This is a genomic window from Staphylococcus roterodami, from assembly GCA_022493055.1.
GTDB classification, from domain to species: domain Bacteria; phylum Bacillota; class Bacilli; order Staphylococcales; family Staphylococcaceae; genus Staphylococcus; species Staphylococcus singaporensis.
On record CP092781.1, the window covers coordinates 2395626 to 2412675 of the forward strand.

The window sequence follows — 17050 nt, forward strand, 5'->3', positions numbered from 1 at the left end:
TATAAAAGCTTAACATAGTCTGATAAGCACTTCATTTTATAACTCATTTCATCTTTTTTTCGACCAATATTTAGCTAGAATAGGACCAGTAATATTATGAACAAAGCTAAATACAGCACCAGGAACAGCAGCTATCGGGTTAAAATGTAGTGTAGCTAATGATACTGCCAAACCAGAATTTTGCATACCTACTTCAATACTAACTGCTTTTTGATCTTGTCTATCTAATTTTAAAAGTCGCGCTAACCAATAACCGATTGTGTAACCTAACACGTTATGTAAAATAACTACTATGAAAATTAATAAACCCGTTGTCAAAATTTGACGCTTACTTCCTCCTACTACAATAGCTAAAATCAAAGATATCGCTATTACCGATATAATTGGCAATGCCGTAGAAGCTGTTTCAGCAATTCGACGATTGATAAGTTGCAATATAATACCAATTGCTATAGGAATTAAAACTACTTGAATAACTGACCATAACATACTCAAGAAAGATACTTCTAACCACTCATTCGCAAATAAATATATTAATGCTGGCGTAACTATGGGCGCTAGCAATGTAGAAACAGTTGTAATCGACACAGAAAGCGCAACATTGGCTTTTGCTAAATAACTCATTACATTACTTGAAGTTCCGCCAGGACAGCATCCAACTAATATCACACCTATAGCTATATCCGGCGGTAAATGGAATGACTTAGCTATAATAAAAGCTAATGTTGGCATAATACTAAATTGTAACAAGACACCTATAATGACTGCCTTAGGTGTTTTAAATACCATTTTGAAATCATTAGGCGTAATCGTCAAACCCATTCCTAACATAACAATACCAAGTAAATAAGGTACCCATTTTCCTAATGTTGCTACATGTTGTGGAAAAATAAATCCTACAATTGCTGCAAGCAACATCCATACCAAGAAACTTTTCGTCGCAAATGCACTTAATCTTTGAAACAATAGTAACACTCCCTAGTTGATAATATTGAAAAATATTACCATAAGTCGATTAACGTTACAATGACTTTTCAGAAAATTAAGATAAATAAGTAGTTAAACTAATCAACTCTTACTTTATGATTTTATTTTTAAAATAATTTAAACTTCATTCAAAAGTCTTAGTGAATAAAGAAAAAAAGCGTGGTAAAATCAACTTGAACAAAATTAAGTCACCTTTATACACAGTTAAAGTGTATTTAAATGTCATGTATTCCTCGGGAGGTCCTCATATGTTAATTGATAAATTCGAAACATACATCATCAACATCGCTGGTTTGAATGACCGCGCCACTAGAAAAAAATTAAATAAGTTATGCAAGAGCATACAATTTTGTGATGCCTTGCAATTTTCTATAAACAAACAATTTAACCAATATGTACTAGAAATCAGTTTACCTAAACAACAATTGCCATATTTCATTTCATTTTTAAGTTTTCATCAGTACAGTATTTACCAAGTGTTATTACCGAAAAAAATTAATGAATTGCTTGATTCAGACAACTTATATCAATCTGCAAAACGCTTCGATATTAGTATCGATGGATTACAAGATGCATTTATCAAAGATAAAGTGATAGATATTATGAATATGTTCCAGAACCATACAGATATTACATATACATTAAACAAATCACATGCGCATATCATCTGTACCCCAGAAATATTTGCGAAAATATTGCATACGATTGCAACTAGAAATATTGATATTCTATCTGCAAACTACAAATCTTCATCTTTAAGTAAAGTTCGCATTTCATAATAAAAGACACATCAATACGATAATCATTTATAATGCTATCGTATATCGATGTGTCTTTTTTGAATTATTTTTCGTCTGATGATTCTTCTTCAACCAATTGCTCAAATGCCTCACGTACTTGTGGTACAGTCATACCTACAACAACTTGGATACTCTTACCACTTTTCACTAATCCGTGTGCCATTTGCTGATGTGTAAAGTAATCTGTATCCGCTACTTTATTTTCATCATAGACCGTTAGACGTAATCTTGTCGTACAATTCGTGACGTCTTTAATGTTTTCTTTGCCACCTAATCCTTCTAAATAATATACTGCCTTATCTTCATATTCATTACCTGTAGACTGAGGTTTTGATGCTGTATCTTCACCTTTTTTATTTTTATAATCTTGTTTAGAGAATAACTTAACTTCTTCTTCCGTTTTCTTACGCCCAGGTAAAGGAATATCAAATTTCAAAATTAGGTATCTGAATAAGAAGAAATAAATTGCTACAAAGATTAAGCCGATAATAACTTGAGCAACATAAGTCCCCCAATGTTCTTTACCTAATGGTAACCAGTTTGTTGAAATAAAGTCTAATAAGCCACCGCCCATATTACCTACAACTCCAAAAGCATACATTAATGTATCCATAGATGCAGCTAAAACTGCGTGTAACACAAATAAGTATGGTGCGATGAATAAAAATGTAAATTCTAAAGGTTCTGTTATCCCTACAACGACTGCTGTTAATGTAGCCGGAATAAGTAAAGCCGCTACTTTTTTACGATTTTCCTTCGGTGTTGTTGCATACATTGCTAAAGCAATACCTAAACAACCAAATACTTTCCCATTACCTTGTAACATAAAGCCATAAGGGAATTGTTCTTTCAATGGTTTACTACTCTTAGCAAACTCATTTAAATGTTGTAACCACTCTGCTTTCAAACCATGATTAACTACTACTGGACCAACTTCAATTGGTGCATAAATAAAATGATGTAAGCCTGTTGGTATTAATACACGTTCCAAGAAATGGTATAACCAAACACCAATATATCCAGATGCAATAATAAAGTGTTGCATTGACCCAATGCCATGTTGAACTGTTGGCCAAATAACACATGTAATAGCTGCTAACGGTAACATAACAAAGAATGAAATCGTCACAACAAATGTTAAGCCTTGGAATACGCCGACCATTTCCGGAAGACGTTTGCTATAATATCTATTATGAATCCAAGTAACAATTGCCGAAATAATAATGCCGCCAAGTATATTTGTATCTAAAGTAGCAATACCTGCTATTGATTTTAATCCAGGTACATTCTCAACACCTTTTTCCAAATTTGCGCCAAACGTATGTGGCCATTGCGTCAAAATAGCGTTAATAAATGTATTAAACATTAAGTAACCCATCAATGCTGCAAGTGCTGCATGACCAGGTGCCTTTTTAGCTAATGAAAGAGGTAAGCCTACTACAAATACAACTTCCATATGCGTGAAAATAACCCATCCACCAGATTCTATTACTGACCAAAATTTAAACCAAAATGTATGCTGATCTGCTAAACTCCCCATGATTGTCGGATTTTTAAATAATGTCGCAAAGCCAAGTACTATCCCAAAAAAAGCGAACATTAAAACCGGTACAATCATTGCACTACCGAAACGCTTTATCGCATTCATCTTCTTTTCCCTCCAAATCGTCTTTCCTTACATGACATCCATTTAGATATTTTTATAAATAGATGACTTACTATTTAAATATAATATATAGTAAACGCTTACAAACTCACAACGACATTGACGTATTTTGAAAGTATTTTGTATAATCAGATTATCTTTTCAGATAGTGAAAATATTTTCACGATTAATCATTATACATAGTTGAACAGCATTTGTAGTTACCTCATATGCATAGTTGTTTAGTTATCAGGATTGTTGTTCGTACAAACATACTAGTTGTTCATGATTTTATAAAAAATCTTATACATGTCGTCGCATTAAAGTTATAAATTGAGTATCGTTTCTAACTCGTGCTTTCAATATGCATCAAACCACTTAGTTGTTTTTTCCATTTTTAATATTATCAACTTAAATTCGCAGTAAGTCTGCTATACCCTACATTTAATTTTAAGGAGGTTGCATATGTTTTTAGATGAACACATTAATAGAAACTTTGACAAACTTAATGATAACGACTTGCAAATTGCGCATTATATTAATACACATATTGATGAATGTAAAAATATGAAAATTCATGATTTAGCTCAATACACACATGCTTCTAATGCGACAATTCACAGGTTCACTCGTAAATTAGGATTTGATGGTTATAGCGATTTTAAATCTTACTTAAAATTCGAAAGTAACAAAACACATCAACTTCCATCAAATTCTATTGATAGTTTTAAACAAGAAATTGATAGTACATTCAACTATTTAGAACGTGTCGATTACCAATGTATCGCTCAAAAAATGCATTCCGCATCAACGATATATTTGTATGGTACTGGTCGTGCGCAATTAAATGTAGCTTCAGAAGCACAACGAATTTTATTAACATTACATAATCATGTCATCGTACTTCATGATCAACACGAACTTAAAATGATTTTGAATAAGAGTGACGCTAATGATTTATTCTTTATTATTTCATTATCCGGCGAAACACATGAATTGTTAGAAGTAACAAACTTACTACAACTCAGACAAAAATATTTTATTTCAGTTACAACCATGAAAGATAATACACTTGCTCAAAAAGCAAATTACAATGTTTATGTTTCTAGCAACACATTCTACTTAACTGATGGTACTGATTATTCTAGCTTCATTAGTTACCATATATTCTTTGAAACACTTGTTAGAAAATATAATGAATATTTGCAACATGGTGAGATTTCCAATTAGAAAAAAGGAAGTTATGATTTAATGGCTGTGAGCCTATCATAACTTCCTTTTGTCATATTATTGCTGTGTTGATGCTTCAATTACATGATACATTTTATCGAACATTAATTCGAAGCCATGCACCATGGCATCATGATATTCTTTTTTCTTTTGTTTATATTCTAAATTAGTAAATCGTCTTTCTTTTTCAACTAATGAACGGTAATAAAACAACATTTGTGTTCCACCAGTTTCACGTTCGAAAAACTCTACTTCAATGATATCTTGCTCTTCACTTAGTCCAGGCATACCTATAGTCATTTTTATATATTCATCCATTACTAACGATTCATATATACCTTCAATCACATTCACTTTACCGTTTCGTTGCTGATCAACAATACGATATTTTCCACCTTCTTTAACATCCGCTTCTATTTCTTTATTAGTTCTTGCTGATGTCATAAACCATTGTTTTAACAAATCTGCCTTTGTCCAAGCTTCGTATACTAATTCTGGTGAAAATTTATAAAGTTTTTCAATTTCGACTTCGACATGTTCATTTTCTACATTAAATTTTGCCACTGTTGTCCACCCACTTTCGCTCTTACTTTTATTTTAACGTATTTTAGCTCAGTTCCAAACATAGATGATTTCAAATTTTAAAAAGATTGGCATTACACAGTGAGTACAACGTTATCAGTTAATATAACAAGCCACCTTACTTGGCTACATCGATATATTGTCTGGCATTATTATTTCACTTCATGATTCGAATTCTTTTTTAGTTTTGGAAAATTAAATATAATCGCTACAAGACCACATACACCTAATAAAATTGGATAAATACTATAAGGGAATAACATCAATGGCGAAATGCCAGCAACGCCTGCTGCAGAAATAACTTGCGGACTATATGGTAATAGCCCTTGGAAACAGCCACCAAATATATCTAAAATACTTGCCGATTTTCTTGGATCCACATCATATTCATCAGCAATGTTTTTAGCTAATGGTCCTGACATGATAATTGAAATGGTATTATTTGCGGTAGCGATATCAGCTACACTTACTAAACTAGCAATACCAAGTTCAGCGCCACGTTTTGATTTTACTTTTGAGCGAACAAATTGCAATAACCATTGAATACCACCATTATGTTGAATGATTCCAACTAATCCACCAATCAATAGCGCAATCATTGCAATATCTTCCATACTTATGATCCCTTTTGAAATAGCATCTAAAAGACCCATCCAGCCAAATGAGCCATCCATTAAGCCTATAATACCAGCTAATAATGTACCTCCAATTAGAACGATAATCACATTGACACCTAATAATGCAAGCACTAATACTAATACGTAAGGGACAACTTTAATTAAATCATAATCATAGTTTTTGGCATGATTTAATGAAATACCATTTGTTAAAAAATACAGGATGACAATTGTTAAAATAGCGCCAGGCAATACAATTTTAAAATTAACTCTAAATTTATCTTTCATTTTTGTATGTTGTGTTCTAACAGCAGCAATTGTCGTATCTGAAATCATTGAGAGGTTATCACCAAACATCGCACCGCCAACAACAGTTGCCATTGCCAAAGCAGTTGGTACATCTGTCGCTTGTGCAAAGCCATACCCAACAGGTGCTATTGCAGCAACTGTACCTACTGACGTTCCCATAGATATCGAAACAAACATACATATAACAAATAACCCTACAATAATTAAATTTTCAGGGATGAGTGATAGTCCTAAATTAACAGTCGACTTTACACCGCCCATTTTTTCAGCTGTATTTGAAAACGCACCTGCTAAAATAAAAATTAACATCATCAAAATAATATTTGAATGACCCGCACCTTTGGTAAATACTTCAACTTTTTTAGCAAATGATTCTTTTCTATTCATTAATAATGCCACGATAACCGTAATTGTAATCGCAACATTTAATGGCATAGAAGTAAAATCACCGGTGATAATACCTACGCCTAAAAACAACGCCACAAATAATAACAAGGGGAATAATGCCCAAGCATTGCTCTTTTTATGTTCTTCCATCCTTTTTACCTGCTTTCCAATTAAAAATACCTCTTTCTCATAAAAATGAAGAAAGAGGTTTTCATGTACTTTACCTGCTTATCTTCAAACCATAACGGTTACTGGAATTGGCACATTCGAAATGTTGCCGAGGATTCATAGGGCCAGTCCCTCCACCTCTCTAGATAAGTGATTCTTATTTATGTTTACGTTACAAGATAATCCTTAGTACGTCAATCATAAATTATTCAGAAGTCGTATAAAATTTTTCATATACAATCATTGCGATTGTAATAATAATTAAAATAATAATGCTAATCACAAGTAAGGGCCACCATTTGAGCATTAATGCAATTAAAATAAGTATGATAGATAAACTTACTAATGTTATCGATATAATTTTAAATTGCTGAACACGTTGCTTGGAGATGACTTTCAACTGCTTGTTTGATAAATGCATATTTCTTATACTGATTCCCAGTATATTTTCTAATATTTGAATCAATACGATACTTATTGCAAATATAATAATTGGTAAAACATCATAGCTCCCTATAGCTAATGGATAAATTACAAATCCAATGTACAGTAATCCTGACACAAAGGCTAAAAAGTATGCGACGTATTTGTTAAACTTTATTATATTCTTTTTAATATTTTGATGGGTAAACCATACATTCATAACAATCGCGACCGCTACAAACAATGTAAATAATATATATAATGGTAATTTTTGTTCAGGAAAAGCAGTCGTTATTCCTAAGGCTAATGCTATAATCACAAATAATATGACTCTAGATATTACTAAAACCATAATAACAACCCCTTTACTTTCGATTCAGTGAATTTAAAGTGCGTATCGTATCTAAATGTAGTATTTCTATGTCGTTTATATTATCGTAACATATTAATACTTTGACATTTAATATAAAATATAGCGTTTTCTTTTTTGCTCGTTTAAGTATTTCATTTTTCCCATAATGTTTTATACTTTGCAATCAACACCTTCGAACTCCATTTTTTACTGCACTGCTTATAGCGGGCATTAACTTTCAAATTATCGTCTATATATAGCACATCAAAAAAGCCGATAAAGACCCATATCTTTACCGACTTATATCTATAATATTAATTAACTTCGTTTTGTCATTTACTATTTACTTTTGTAATTCAAAATTTCATACAATCCTAATCTATTTGCACGCCACCAGTCACACCAAACACTTGACCAGTAGTGTAACTTGATTCTTCTGAAGCTAACAATACATACGTACCAGATAGTTCGACTGGTTGACCTGCACGACCTAGAGGTGTTTTTTGTCCAAATGTAGGTATTTTACTTTGAGGCTGACCCCCAGAAATTTGTAACGGTGACCAGAATGGCCCAGGCGCCACACAATTGACTCTAATACCTTTAGGTCCAAGTTCTTCTGAAAAGCTTTTCGTTAATGAAATAATAGCTGCTTTTGATGCGGCATAATCATGAAGTATAGGACTAGGGTTATAACCTTGTACAGATGATGTTGTAGTAATTGATGCACCAGGTTTTAAATACTCCAGCGCTTTTTGGATTGTCCAAAATACTGGATAGACATTCGTTTCAAATGTCTCTGAAAATGCATCTGTTGTAAACCCTTGAATATCATCATGGTATTGCTGATGTCCAGCGACTAGTGTGACATTATCTAAACCATCTAATTCTCTATATGCTTGTTCTACAAGATCATAATTAAATTGTTCATCCCTTAAATCTCCAGGAATTAACACAGCTTTTTGTCCACTTTCTTCAATCACTTGACGTACTTCTTGTGCATCTTGTTCTTCACTTGGAAGATAACTAATAGCTACATCAGCACCTTCTTTGGCATAAGCAATTGCTGCTGCCCGTCCAATTGCTGAGTCGCCACCTGTTACTAACATTTTATAACCTTGTAAACGTTGATGACCTTGATATGATGTTTCCCCACAATCAGGTGCAGGCGTCATTTCAGATTGTAAACCCGGTACTTCTTGTTCCTGCTTTTCGTAATCAGTTGTTTTAAATTTTGTTCTAGGATCTTGAGCTGCCATCTTTTAACATCTCCTCATTTGGTTAATAGTTATTAATTACCCAACCTTACCTAGAAGTTAATCATTATTTTCTCTAAAATTCACTTTCTCCATTAAAAATGAATCACAGATACTGTTACAATAGTCTTTTTACAAATTCAACGAAGTATTCTGGTACTTTTTCTAAAATCTTTTCATCAGGTTCATATTTAGGATGATGCAAATCGAATTCACTATTTGAACCTATTAAAGCAAAGACACTCGGATAATATTTACTATATCCAGAAAAATCTTCACCTATTGTCAGAGGTTGATTCATCATTTCCACTTTATAACCAACTTGCTGCGCTACTTCCATAGCTTTATATGTTAAAGTTTCATCATTAATTACAGCACCTGGTAGTTTTGTATAATTTAAATTAATCGTCATATTATACGTTTTACCTAGACCATCCGCAATATCACGTAATCGTTGTTCTATAAGCGAACGCACATCAGGATTAAAACTACGTACCGTGCCTTGTACATATGCCTGATCTGCAATAACATTCCAAGTATTACCACATGATACTTGTCCAATTGTTACCACTGCTTCATCAAATGCAGATAGATTTCTACTAACAATTGATTGAATACTATTAATCAGTTGAGCCAATGCAATAACGGGATCATTACATTGTTCTGGCTTAGCAGCATGGCCTCCAATTCCTTTAATATGAAACTCAAACCGATCAACTGCTGATGTAATCGCACCAGTTTTGATTGCAAATGTATCTGTTGGATGCGAAGGATCATTATGAAATCCTAAAACTGCTTGCACATCATCTAATGCATGTGTCTCAATAATCTTAAATGCACCATAACCTAACTCTTCGGCTGGTTGAAAAATAAATTTAACACGTCCAGTAAGTGTTCCCTCAATTTCTTTCAATTTAATAGCAGTCGCTAGTACACTAGCCATATGAATGTCATGACCACACGCATGCATAACACCATCACTTTGAGATTTAAAATCTTGTTCTACTAGCTCTTGAATAGGCAGTGCATCAATGTCAGCTCTCACAGCTACACAACTTGAACCTTGACCTATTTCAGCAACAAGGCCAGTCTTAAGTGGTAAATCTAACACCGTAATATGATGTTCAGTTAATATATCCTTAATTTTTTGAGTTGTATTAAACTCCTGTTCCGACAATTCTGGATGTTGATGAAAATATCTTCGCCATTCAATTACTTCATTCAATGTTGTCATCGTTAACACGCCCCTTTTTCGAAATAAATTGCCATAGATAATAAACAACTGCGCCAACAATGACTCCAATTGCTAAATTATTTGTAAATAAAATTAGTAACATAGTAAATAACATTAACGTCCCGTTTTTAATAGGAGAAGATTTCATGTGTACCCACGTTCTTCTATCAAACGTATTTAAGGACACACTGACTAATACAACAGCAAGTACAACCATAGGAATATGTTCAATTACTGGACTTAAAAGCTCCACACATAATAATAAAAATATTCCAGTAGATAAAGTAGCAAGACGACTTGTAGCACCCATACGATAAAAATATTTAGATTGTCCAACTAATCCACTTGATCCATAGCCCCCTAAAAATCCAATAAGTAAATTACTTATCCCTTGGCCAATAATTTCGTTATTTTTATTTGTTTTTGAATTTGTTAAATCATCTATCATTTGATTTGTTAAGTGTGTCTGAATAACGGAGATTACTGCCATAGTCGTACCATATACCAACACAATTTTAAGTGAAGACCAGTGCCAAAATTCATTTGGAACATGAATAGTAGGTAATACTATTTGAATTTGTGCTAAATCGTAAACATATAATAATTTAGGTTTTAATAAGTATGCTCCTAAAGATATAACTATAATTGCAACCAATGGTGAAGGTATTACTTTAATAAATTTTGTAGATACAATCATAACAACGACTGTCAAAATTGCAGTAACATAAGTAGCGATTGATATTCCAAATATATATTTCACTTGTGTAACCAAAAGTAGTATTCCTAGTGCATTCATAAATCCTATAACTACAGTATCGGGTATTAATTTTAATAATCTATTTATATGCGCTAATCCTAATATTATTAGTAGTATTCCCATAACTACAGTTGCAGCATATAAGTATTCTGTACCATACTTTATTACTAATGGAGCGGCAACAATCGAAATCCCACTACTCGGACCTGAAACCATTGCCAATCTTTTTCCGAAAATACTCATTAAGAACATCATCATCCCACAGGTCATTAATCCTATCGATGGATTTATATGAACTATAAAAGAAAATGCAATTGCGACAGGCAATAACGCCAATGCTAATAAGACCCCTACCAATATATTTTGACTATAATGACCTTGCCATGATTCAATGTACTTTCTAATTTTTATATCAGTCATCAAATCATCCCCTTCTATATTATCATCGTATCACTATTGTCAAATTATTCTTACAATTACTGAATTTGCATTACTATAAAACCAGCACCAAAAAAGCTCTAAACATCAAATCTTATCAATGCTTAGAGCTTTCTTATAATTTATGATTTAAAAGTTAACGTGTTATCTACAATAACTTTACCGTCTTTGATTACTTTTTCAGCGTGATTAATACCAAAATGATACGGAATATATTCATGATTTGGAGCATCCCAAATAACTAAATTTGCTTTGTCGCCTTGGTTGATAGTACCCGCTTCTATATCTATTGCTTTAGCAGCGTTGACCGTAACAGCATTCCACACTTCACTAGGCGAAAGCTTTAATTTTAATGCTGCAATGGCCATAACAAGTTGCAAGTTATTCGTTACACTGCTGCCTGGATTATAATCAGTAGCTAACGCGATGGCACCATTATTATCAAGCATACCTCTTGCATCTGCATAATCTTCTTTACCTAAGTAAAATGTTGTCGCAGGTAATAGAACTGCAACTGTATCACTATTTCTCAATTTTTCTTTACCTTTGTCACTCGAAGCTACTAAGTGATCAGCTGATATCGCTTGCTCATCAATAGCTAATTCTAATCCACCTAACGGATCAATTTCATCAGCATGTATTTTCACTTTAAAGCCTGCTTCTTTCGCTTTTTCCATATAGTGTTTTGACTGCTCTATTGTAAACACACCTGTTTCACAAAAAATATCTGCAAAGTCCGCATATTGTTTTACTTCTGGAAGTAAGTCAATCATCTCTTCTAAAAATGCTTCATTTGAATCTGCTTCCTTAGGTACAGCATGTGGACCTAAGAAAGTATGCTTCATATCTAAGTTATATTTTTCAGCTAAACGTTTAGAAACTTTCAATTGTTTAAGTTCATTTTCTTTATCTAAGCCATAACCACTCTTACTTTCAACTGCAAGCACACCGTGTTTAATCATCGTTAGCAAGTCATGCTCTGCTTTTTTAAATAAATCATCTTCAGAAGTCTCTCTAGTAGCTTTAACTGTTGATAAAATACCGCCACCCATTTCCAATATTTCCAAGTAAGACTTACCTTGACGTTTTAATGACATCTCATGTTCTCTAGAACCACCAAATGTTAAATGTGTATGTGCATCCACTAATGCTGGTGACACTACCTTCCCACTAGCATCAATTGTCTCAGTCGCATCATAGTCATTTGTATGTGGTCCTGCATAAACAATCCTTCCATTTTTAATAACAACCGTGCCATTTTTTACAACGTTTAAATCATTTAATTCTTTACCCTTCAATGGTTTATCTGTTGATTTTGGTAAAATCAATTCTCCTATATGATTTATTATTAAATCATTCATTATTTATCACCTGCTTCATCAATCATTGGAATATGAATACCTTTTTCCTTAGCTGTTTGAATCGCAATATCATAGCCTGCATCAACATGTCTAGCTACACCCATACCCGGATCAGTAGTAAGTACACGTCCTAACCTTCTTTCAGCACGTTCTGAACCATCAGCGACAACAACCATACCGGCATGTAATGAATAACCCATACCAACTCCACCACCATGATGGAATGAAATCCATGAACCACCTGCTGCTGTGTTGATTAAAGCATTCAATACAGCCCAATCACCAACTGCATCACTGCCATCTTTCATGCTTTCAGTTTCACGGTTTGGACTCGCAACTGACCCTGCATCCAAATGATCTCGTCCAATTACAATTGGTGCTGAAATTTCACCATCACGTACAAGTCTATTTAAAGCTAAGCCCATTTTCGCTCTTTCGCCATAGCCTAACCATGCTATACGAGATGGTAGTCCTTGATATGCAATTTTCTCTTCAGCCAAATCTAACCATCTTAATAGTTTTTCATTTTCCGGGAAAAGTTTACGCATTTCTTCATCGGCACGTTCAATATCTTTTGGATCACCACTTAACGCAGCAAATCGGAATGGCCCTTTACCTTCACAGAATAATGGTCTAATGTAAGCCGGTACAAATCCTGGGAAATCAAAAGCATTTTCTATACCATTATTGTATGCCACTTGACGAATATTATTTCCATAATCAAATGCTACAGCTCCTCGTTTTTGGAATTCTAGCATTAATTCAACATGTTTTGCCATTGATGCTTGAGAAAGTTCCACGTATTTTTTAGGGTCTTTTTCACGCAATTCTCTCGCTTCTGCTACAGAATATCCTTGTGGCACATATCCATTTAATGGATCGTGAGCACTTGTTTGGTCTGTAATAATATCAATTTTGAATCCTTTATCTAAAATCGCTTGATGAATATCTACTGCATTGCCAACTAATCCAATGGATAGTCCTTCGCCACGTTCTTTCGCTTCTTGTGCTAATCTTAAAGCTTCATCTAAATCTGCTGTTTTAACATCACAATATTTCGTATCAATTCGTTTATCAACACGTGTTTCATCAACATCAACACAAATTGCAACACCATGATTCATTGTAATTGCAAGTGGTTGTGCACCACCCATACCACCTAAACCAGCTGTCAAGGTTACTGTACCTGCTAGATCACCATTAAAGTGTTGGTTACCTAACTCTGCAAATGTTTCATAAGTACCTTGTACGATCCCTTGGGAACCAATGTAAATCCAACTACCAGCTGTCATTTGTCCATACATAATTAAGCCTTTTTTATCTAATTCATTAAAGTGATCCCAGTTTGCCCATTCTGGTACTAATACTGAGTTTGAAATTAACACACGAGGTGCTTCTTCATGTGTTTTAAACACAGCAACTGGTTTCCCAGATTGTACTAACATTGTTTCATCAGCTTCCAATTCACGTAATGTTTTTTCAATCGCTTCAAATGATTCCCAATTACGTGCAGCTTTACCAATTCCGCCATAAACCACTAAATCTTCAGGTCTTTCAGCAACTTCTGGATCTAAATTGTTATATAACATTCTAAGAACTGCTTCTTGTTCCCAACCTTTACATTCAATACTTAAACCTTTTTTTGCTTGAATTTTTCTCATGAAATTCGCTCCTGTTCATTTAAGAAGTTTGGTTATTAAATTAAAACGCTTACACTTTTATCCTCAATATTCATTATATTATGTTAAAATATAACCAACAAATATAAATAAACTAATTATCCATAGCTTAAATCTATAAATAAAGGGGCATAATCCAATGAAAATTATTCAATTAGAATACTTCTTAGCTATCGTAAAATACAATAGTTTTACAAAAGCTGCTCAATTTTTACATATTAGCCAACCATCTTTAACTGCAACTATTAAAAAGATGGAAGCAGATTTAGGTTATGACTTATTTACACGGTCAACTAAAGATATCAAAATCACTGAAAAAGGCATTCAATTTTACCGCTATGCAAGCGAATTGGTTCAACAATATCGTTCTACAATGGAAAAAATGTACGATTTAAACGTTACATCAGAACCAAGAATTAAAATTGGAACTCTAGAATCTACCAATCAGTGGATTGCTAATTTAATCCGCAAACACCACTCAGATTATCCAGAACAACAGTATCGCTTATATGAAATACATGATAAATATCAATCTATTGAATCTTTATTAAACTTCGATATACATTTGGCTTTAACAAATGAAAAAATTACCCATGAAGATATAAAATCAATTCCATTATATGAAGAGTCTTATATTGTTTTAGCACCTAAAGAGACATTTAATAATCAAAGTTGGGTCGACGTTGAAGACCTACCACTCATTTTGCCAAATAAGAATTCACAAGTACGAAAACACTTAGATGATTATTTTAATAGAAGAAATATTCGTCCTAATGTGGTTGTAGAGACAGACCGATTCGAGTCAGCAGTAGGATTTGTTCATCTCGGTTTAGGGTACGCAATAATACCAAGATTTTATTACCAATCATTTAACACCTCTAATTTAGAATATAAAAAAATCCGCCCCAATTTAGGACGGAAAATATACATTAATTACCATAAAAAGCGCAAACACTCCGAACAAGTACACACTTTCGTACAACAATGCCAAAAGTATTTAGAAGGCCTTTTAGAGGCTCTTTAACTTAAGTTATTAGAGCCTCTTATGCAGTTGGTCACTAATGTGAGCAACTGTAAACCATTTATTCTTAACTTAAGTTATTAGAGCCTCTTATGCAGTTGCGTAGCCAACTGTAAACCATTTGTTCTTAACTTAAGTTATTAGAGCCTCTTATGCAGTTGCGTAGCCAACTGTAAACCATTTGTTCTTAACTTAAGTTATTAGAGCCTCTTATGCAGTTGCGTAGCCAACTGTAAACCATTTGTTCTTAACTTTAGTTATTAGAGCCTCTTATGCAGTTGCGTAGCCAACTGTAAACCATTTGTTCTTAACTTTAGTTATTAGAGCCTCTTATGCAGTTGCGTAGCCAACTGTATTCTGTCTTCTTAACTTAAGTTATTAGAGCCTCTTATGCAGTTTTGTGAACATCGTGACAATATAATTTTTAAATTCATATCTTATTTATATGAGCATACAATCTCCAAACACCAAAAACTAGCAGTAAGATGACTTCAAATCAGAAATCTTCTTACTGCTAATATCTTACAAAAATAACAATACCTTTATACTTACTAGTATGAAATTGACACAACCTATCATTAACGCAAATCTCGTTACACATAATATTTATAAGATTATTTTAAAAAGTGATGCACTAAATTAGCAACGAGCTTTGCTGTTCTATTGTCTGCATCATACGTCGGATTCATTTCTGCAATACTAATAGAACTCACCTTTTCACTAGGTATAATTCGTTTTGCCAATTCAAAGACCGTATGCGGGTACAAACCTAACACTGCAGGCGCACTTACCCCTGGTGCAAATGCGCTATCAATGACATCCATACAAATCGTAAACATAATGATGTCATGTTCATGCACAAAACGCTCAATCATATCTTTAATAGGTGGCGACACATGGTTTAATAATTCATCTGCAAAGACATAATCAATCTTCTTCTCTTTAGCATAATCAAATAAACTTTGCGTATTACCACCTTGAGCTATACCAAGAACTAAATAATCAGTATTGTCATCCTCTTCTAAAATTTGTCTAAAACTCGTACCAGATGTTGGTTCTTGTTCAGCACGAGTATCAAAATGCGCATCAATGTTAATCACACCGATTGACTGTGTTGGATAAACTTTACGCGTAGCTAAATATTGTGCATACGCAATATCATGTCCACCGCCTAATAAAAATGTTTGCCTATGATTAACGATTGATTTTGCTGCAAGTGTCGCAAATTCTTTTTGTGTATCAATGAGCGCATCGTGATCATGATAAACATTTCCATAATCGACTAAAGTTTCACATTGATTCAAATCTGGTAATCCAGCAAATGCATGTTTAATCGCATCCGGTCCTTCTTTTGCACCAATACGCCCCTTATTCAAAGCAACACCTTCATCAACGGCATAACCTAATATTCCTACACCAGATGGCGATGTCTTTTTTTCCACTACTGACAAATCTTGAAACGTTACTGTTTGAAAATGTCTAAATTTTTTCGGGTCTGATTCACTATCTAATCTTCCAGTCCATAAATTTGGTTCACCTAGCTTGTACACAGCGTTTCCCCCTCTTATTCAAGTGGTTTATTAACAATTAAAGTATAACGTATAGCAAATTTTGAATTCAATTAATAGTTTAGTCCGTATCTTAAAAATACTTATCTAAATAACCTTTACCCCTATTTTCCACACATTAACGGATACTTTCCCAATTTATATTAATAAAATACGTCAAGACTATTACATTTTCATTAATATTGACATAGACAATTTATCTCTTGGCTTGTAATATGTATAATTGTTACTAAAAGATA

14 protein-coding genes and 1 riboswitch are annotated in these 17050 nt (G+C 33.4%); of the genes, 3 read left to right on the forward strand and 11 right to left on the reverse strand.

Going from position 1 to position 17050, the window contains the following annotated elements:
* Nucleotides 1–48: 48 nt before the first annotated feature.
* Nucleotides 49–966 carry a bile acid:sodium symporter family protein gene (locus ML436_11785; GenBank protein ID UMT77799.1) on the reverse strand — a complete coding sequence of 306 codons (918 nt, stop codon included), beginning with the start codon at nucleotides 964–966 and terminating at the stop codon, nucleotides 49–51.
* A 269-nt stretch (nucleotides 967–1235) separates the two neighbouring features.
* Between ML436_11785 and ML436_11790 the strand changes: the two genes are divergently transcribed.
* On the forward strand, nucleotides 1236–1766 hold the full coding sequence (locus ML436_11790) for a hypothetical protein (GenBank protein UMT77800.1): 531 nt from the start codon (nucleotides 1236–1238) through the stop codon (nucleotides 1764–1766).
* 64 nt (nucleotides 1767–1830) lie between these two features.
* Here ML436_11790 and ML436_11795 read toward each other — a convergent pair whose 3' ends face one another.
* Complete coding sequence (locus tag ML436_11795; protein UMT77801.1) at nucleotides 1831–3435, reverse strand: alpha-glucoside-specific PTS transporter subunit IIBC; 1605 nt, start codon at nucleotides 3433–3435, stop codon at nucleotides 1831–1833.
* Nucleotides 3436–3897: 462 nt separating this feature from the next.
* Here ML436_11795 and ML436_11800 point away from each other — a divergent pair, with 462 nt between their 5' ends.
* The gene (locus ML436_11800) at nucleotides 3898–4662 is read left to right on the forward strand and encodes a MurR/RpiR family transcriptional regulator (GenBank protein UMT77802.1); all 765 of its coding nucleotides are present in this window, start codon (nucleotides 3898–3900) and stop codon (nucleotides 4660–4662) included.
* Nucleotides 4663–4719: 57 nt separating this feature from the next.
* Here the strand turns inward: ML436_11800 and ML436_11805 are convergent, their stop codons facing one another.
* The 8 genes from ML436_11805 to hutU form a co-directional block, all read right to left on the reverse strand.
* Nucleotides 4720–5226: an SRPBCC domain-containing protein gene (locus ML436_11805; GenBank protein ID UMT77803.1), complete on the reverse strand. Its 507-nt coding sequence runs from the start codon at nucleotides 5224–5226 to the stop codon at nucleotides 4720–4722.
* A gap of 170 nt (nucleotides 5227–5396) precedes the next feature.
* Complete coding sequence (locus ML436_11810) at nucleotides 5397–6707, reverse strand: Na+/H+ antiporter NhaC family protein (protein ID UMT77804.1); 1311 nt, start codon at nucleotides 6705–6707, stop codon at nucleotides 5397–5399.
* Nucleotides 6708–6782: 75 nt separating this feature from the next.
* A riboswitch (SAM riboswitch) is annotated at nucleotides 6783–6878 on the reverse strand.
* A 52-nt stretch (nucleotides 6879–6930) separates the two neighbouring features.
* A complete protein-coding gene (locus ML436_11815; protein UMT77805.1) occupies nucleotides 6931–7500 on the reverse strand; it encodes a hypothetical protein in 570 nt (189 codons plus the stop codon).
* A gap of 374 nt (nucleotides 7501–7874) precedes the next feature.
* Nucleotides 7875–8756: an SDR family oxidoreductase gene (locus ML436_11820; protein UMT77806.1), complete on the reverse strand. Its 882-nt coding sequence runs from the start codon at nucleotides 8754–8756 to the stop codon at nucleotides 7875–7877.
* 115 nt (nucleotides 8757–8871) lie between these two features.
* On the reverse strand, nucleotides 8872–9987 hold the full coding sequence (locus tag ML436_11825) for an amidohydrolase (protein ID UMT77807.1): 1116 nt from the start codon (nucleotides 9985–9987) through the stop codon (nucleotides 8872–8874).
* Nucleotides 9971–11164 carry a SulP family inorganic anion transporter gene (locus ML436_11830; protein ID UMT77808.1) on the reverse strand — a complete coding sequence of 398 codons (1194 nt, stop codon included), beginning with the start codon at nucleotides 11162–11164 and terminating at the stop codon, nucleotides 9971–9973. The genes ML436_11825 and ML436_11830 overlap by 17 nt, the downstream gene beginning before the upstream one ends.
* 140 nt (nucleotides 11165–11304) lie before the next feature.
* A complete protein-coding gene (gene hutI, locus ML436_11835; GenBank protein UMT77809.1) occupies nucleotides 11305–12543 on the reverse strand; it encodes an imidazolonepropionase in 1239 nt (412 codons plus the stop codon).
* Nucleotides 12543–14204 (reverse strand): urocanate hydratase, encoded by a 1662-nt coding sequence (hutU, locus tag ML436_11840; GenBank protein UMT77810.1) that lies wholly within the window; start codon nucleotides 14202–14204, stop codon nucleotides 12543–12545. Before hutU ends, hutI begins: the two co-directional genes overlap by 1 nt.
* Before the next feature lie 157 nt (nucleotides 14205–14361).
* Here hutU and ML436_11845 point away from each other — a divergent pair, with 157 nt between their 5' ends.
* Nucleotides 14362–15246: a LysR family transcriptional regulator gene (locus ML436_11845; GenBank protein UMT77811.1), complete on the forward strand. Its 885-nt coding sequence runs from the start codon at nucleotides 14362–14364 to the stop codon at nucleotides 15244–15246.
* 611 nt (nucleotides 15247–15857) lie between these two features.
* Here ML436_11845 and hutG read toward each other — a convergent pair.
* Nucleotides 15858–16793, reverse strand: coding sequence for a formimidoylglutamase (gene hutG, locus ML436_11850; GenBank protein UMT77812.1), 936 nt, complete (start codon nucleotides 16791–16793; stop codon nucleotides 15858–15860).
* Nucleotides 16794–17050: the final 257 nt, after the last annotated feature.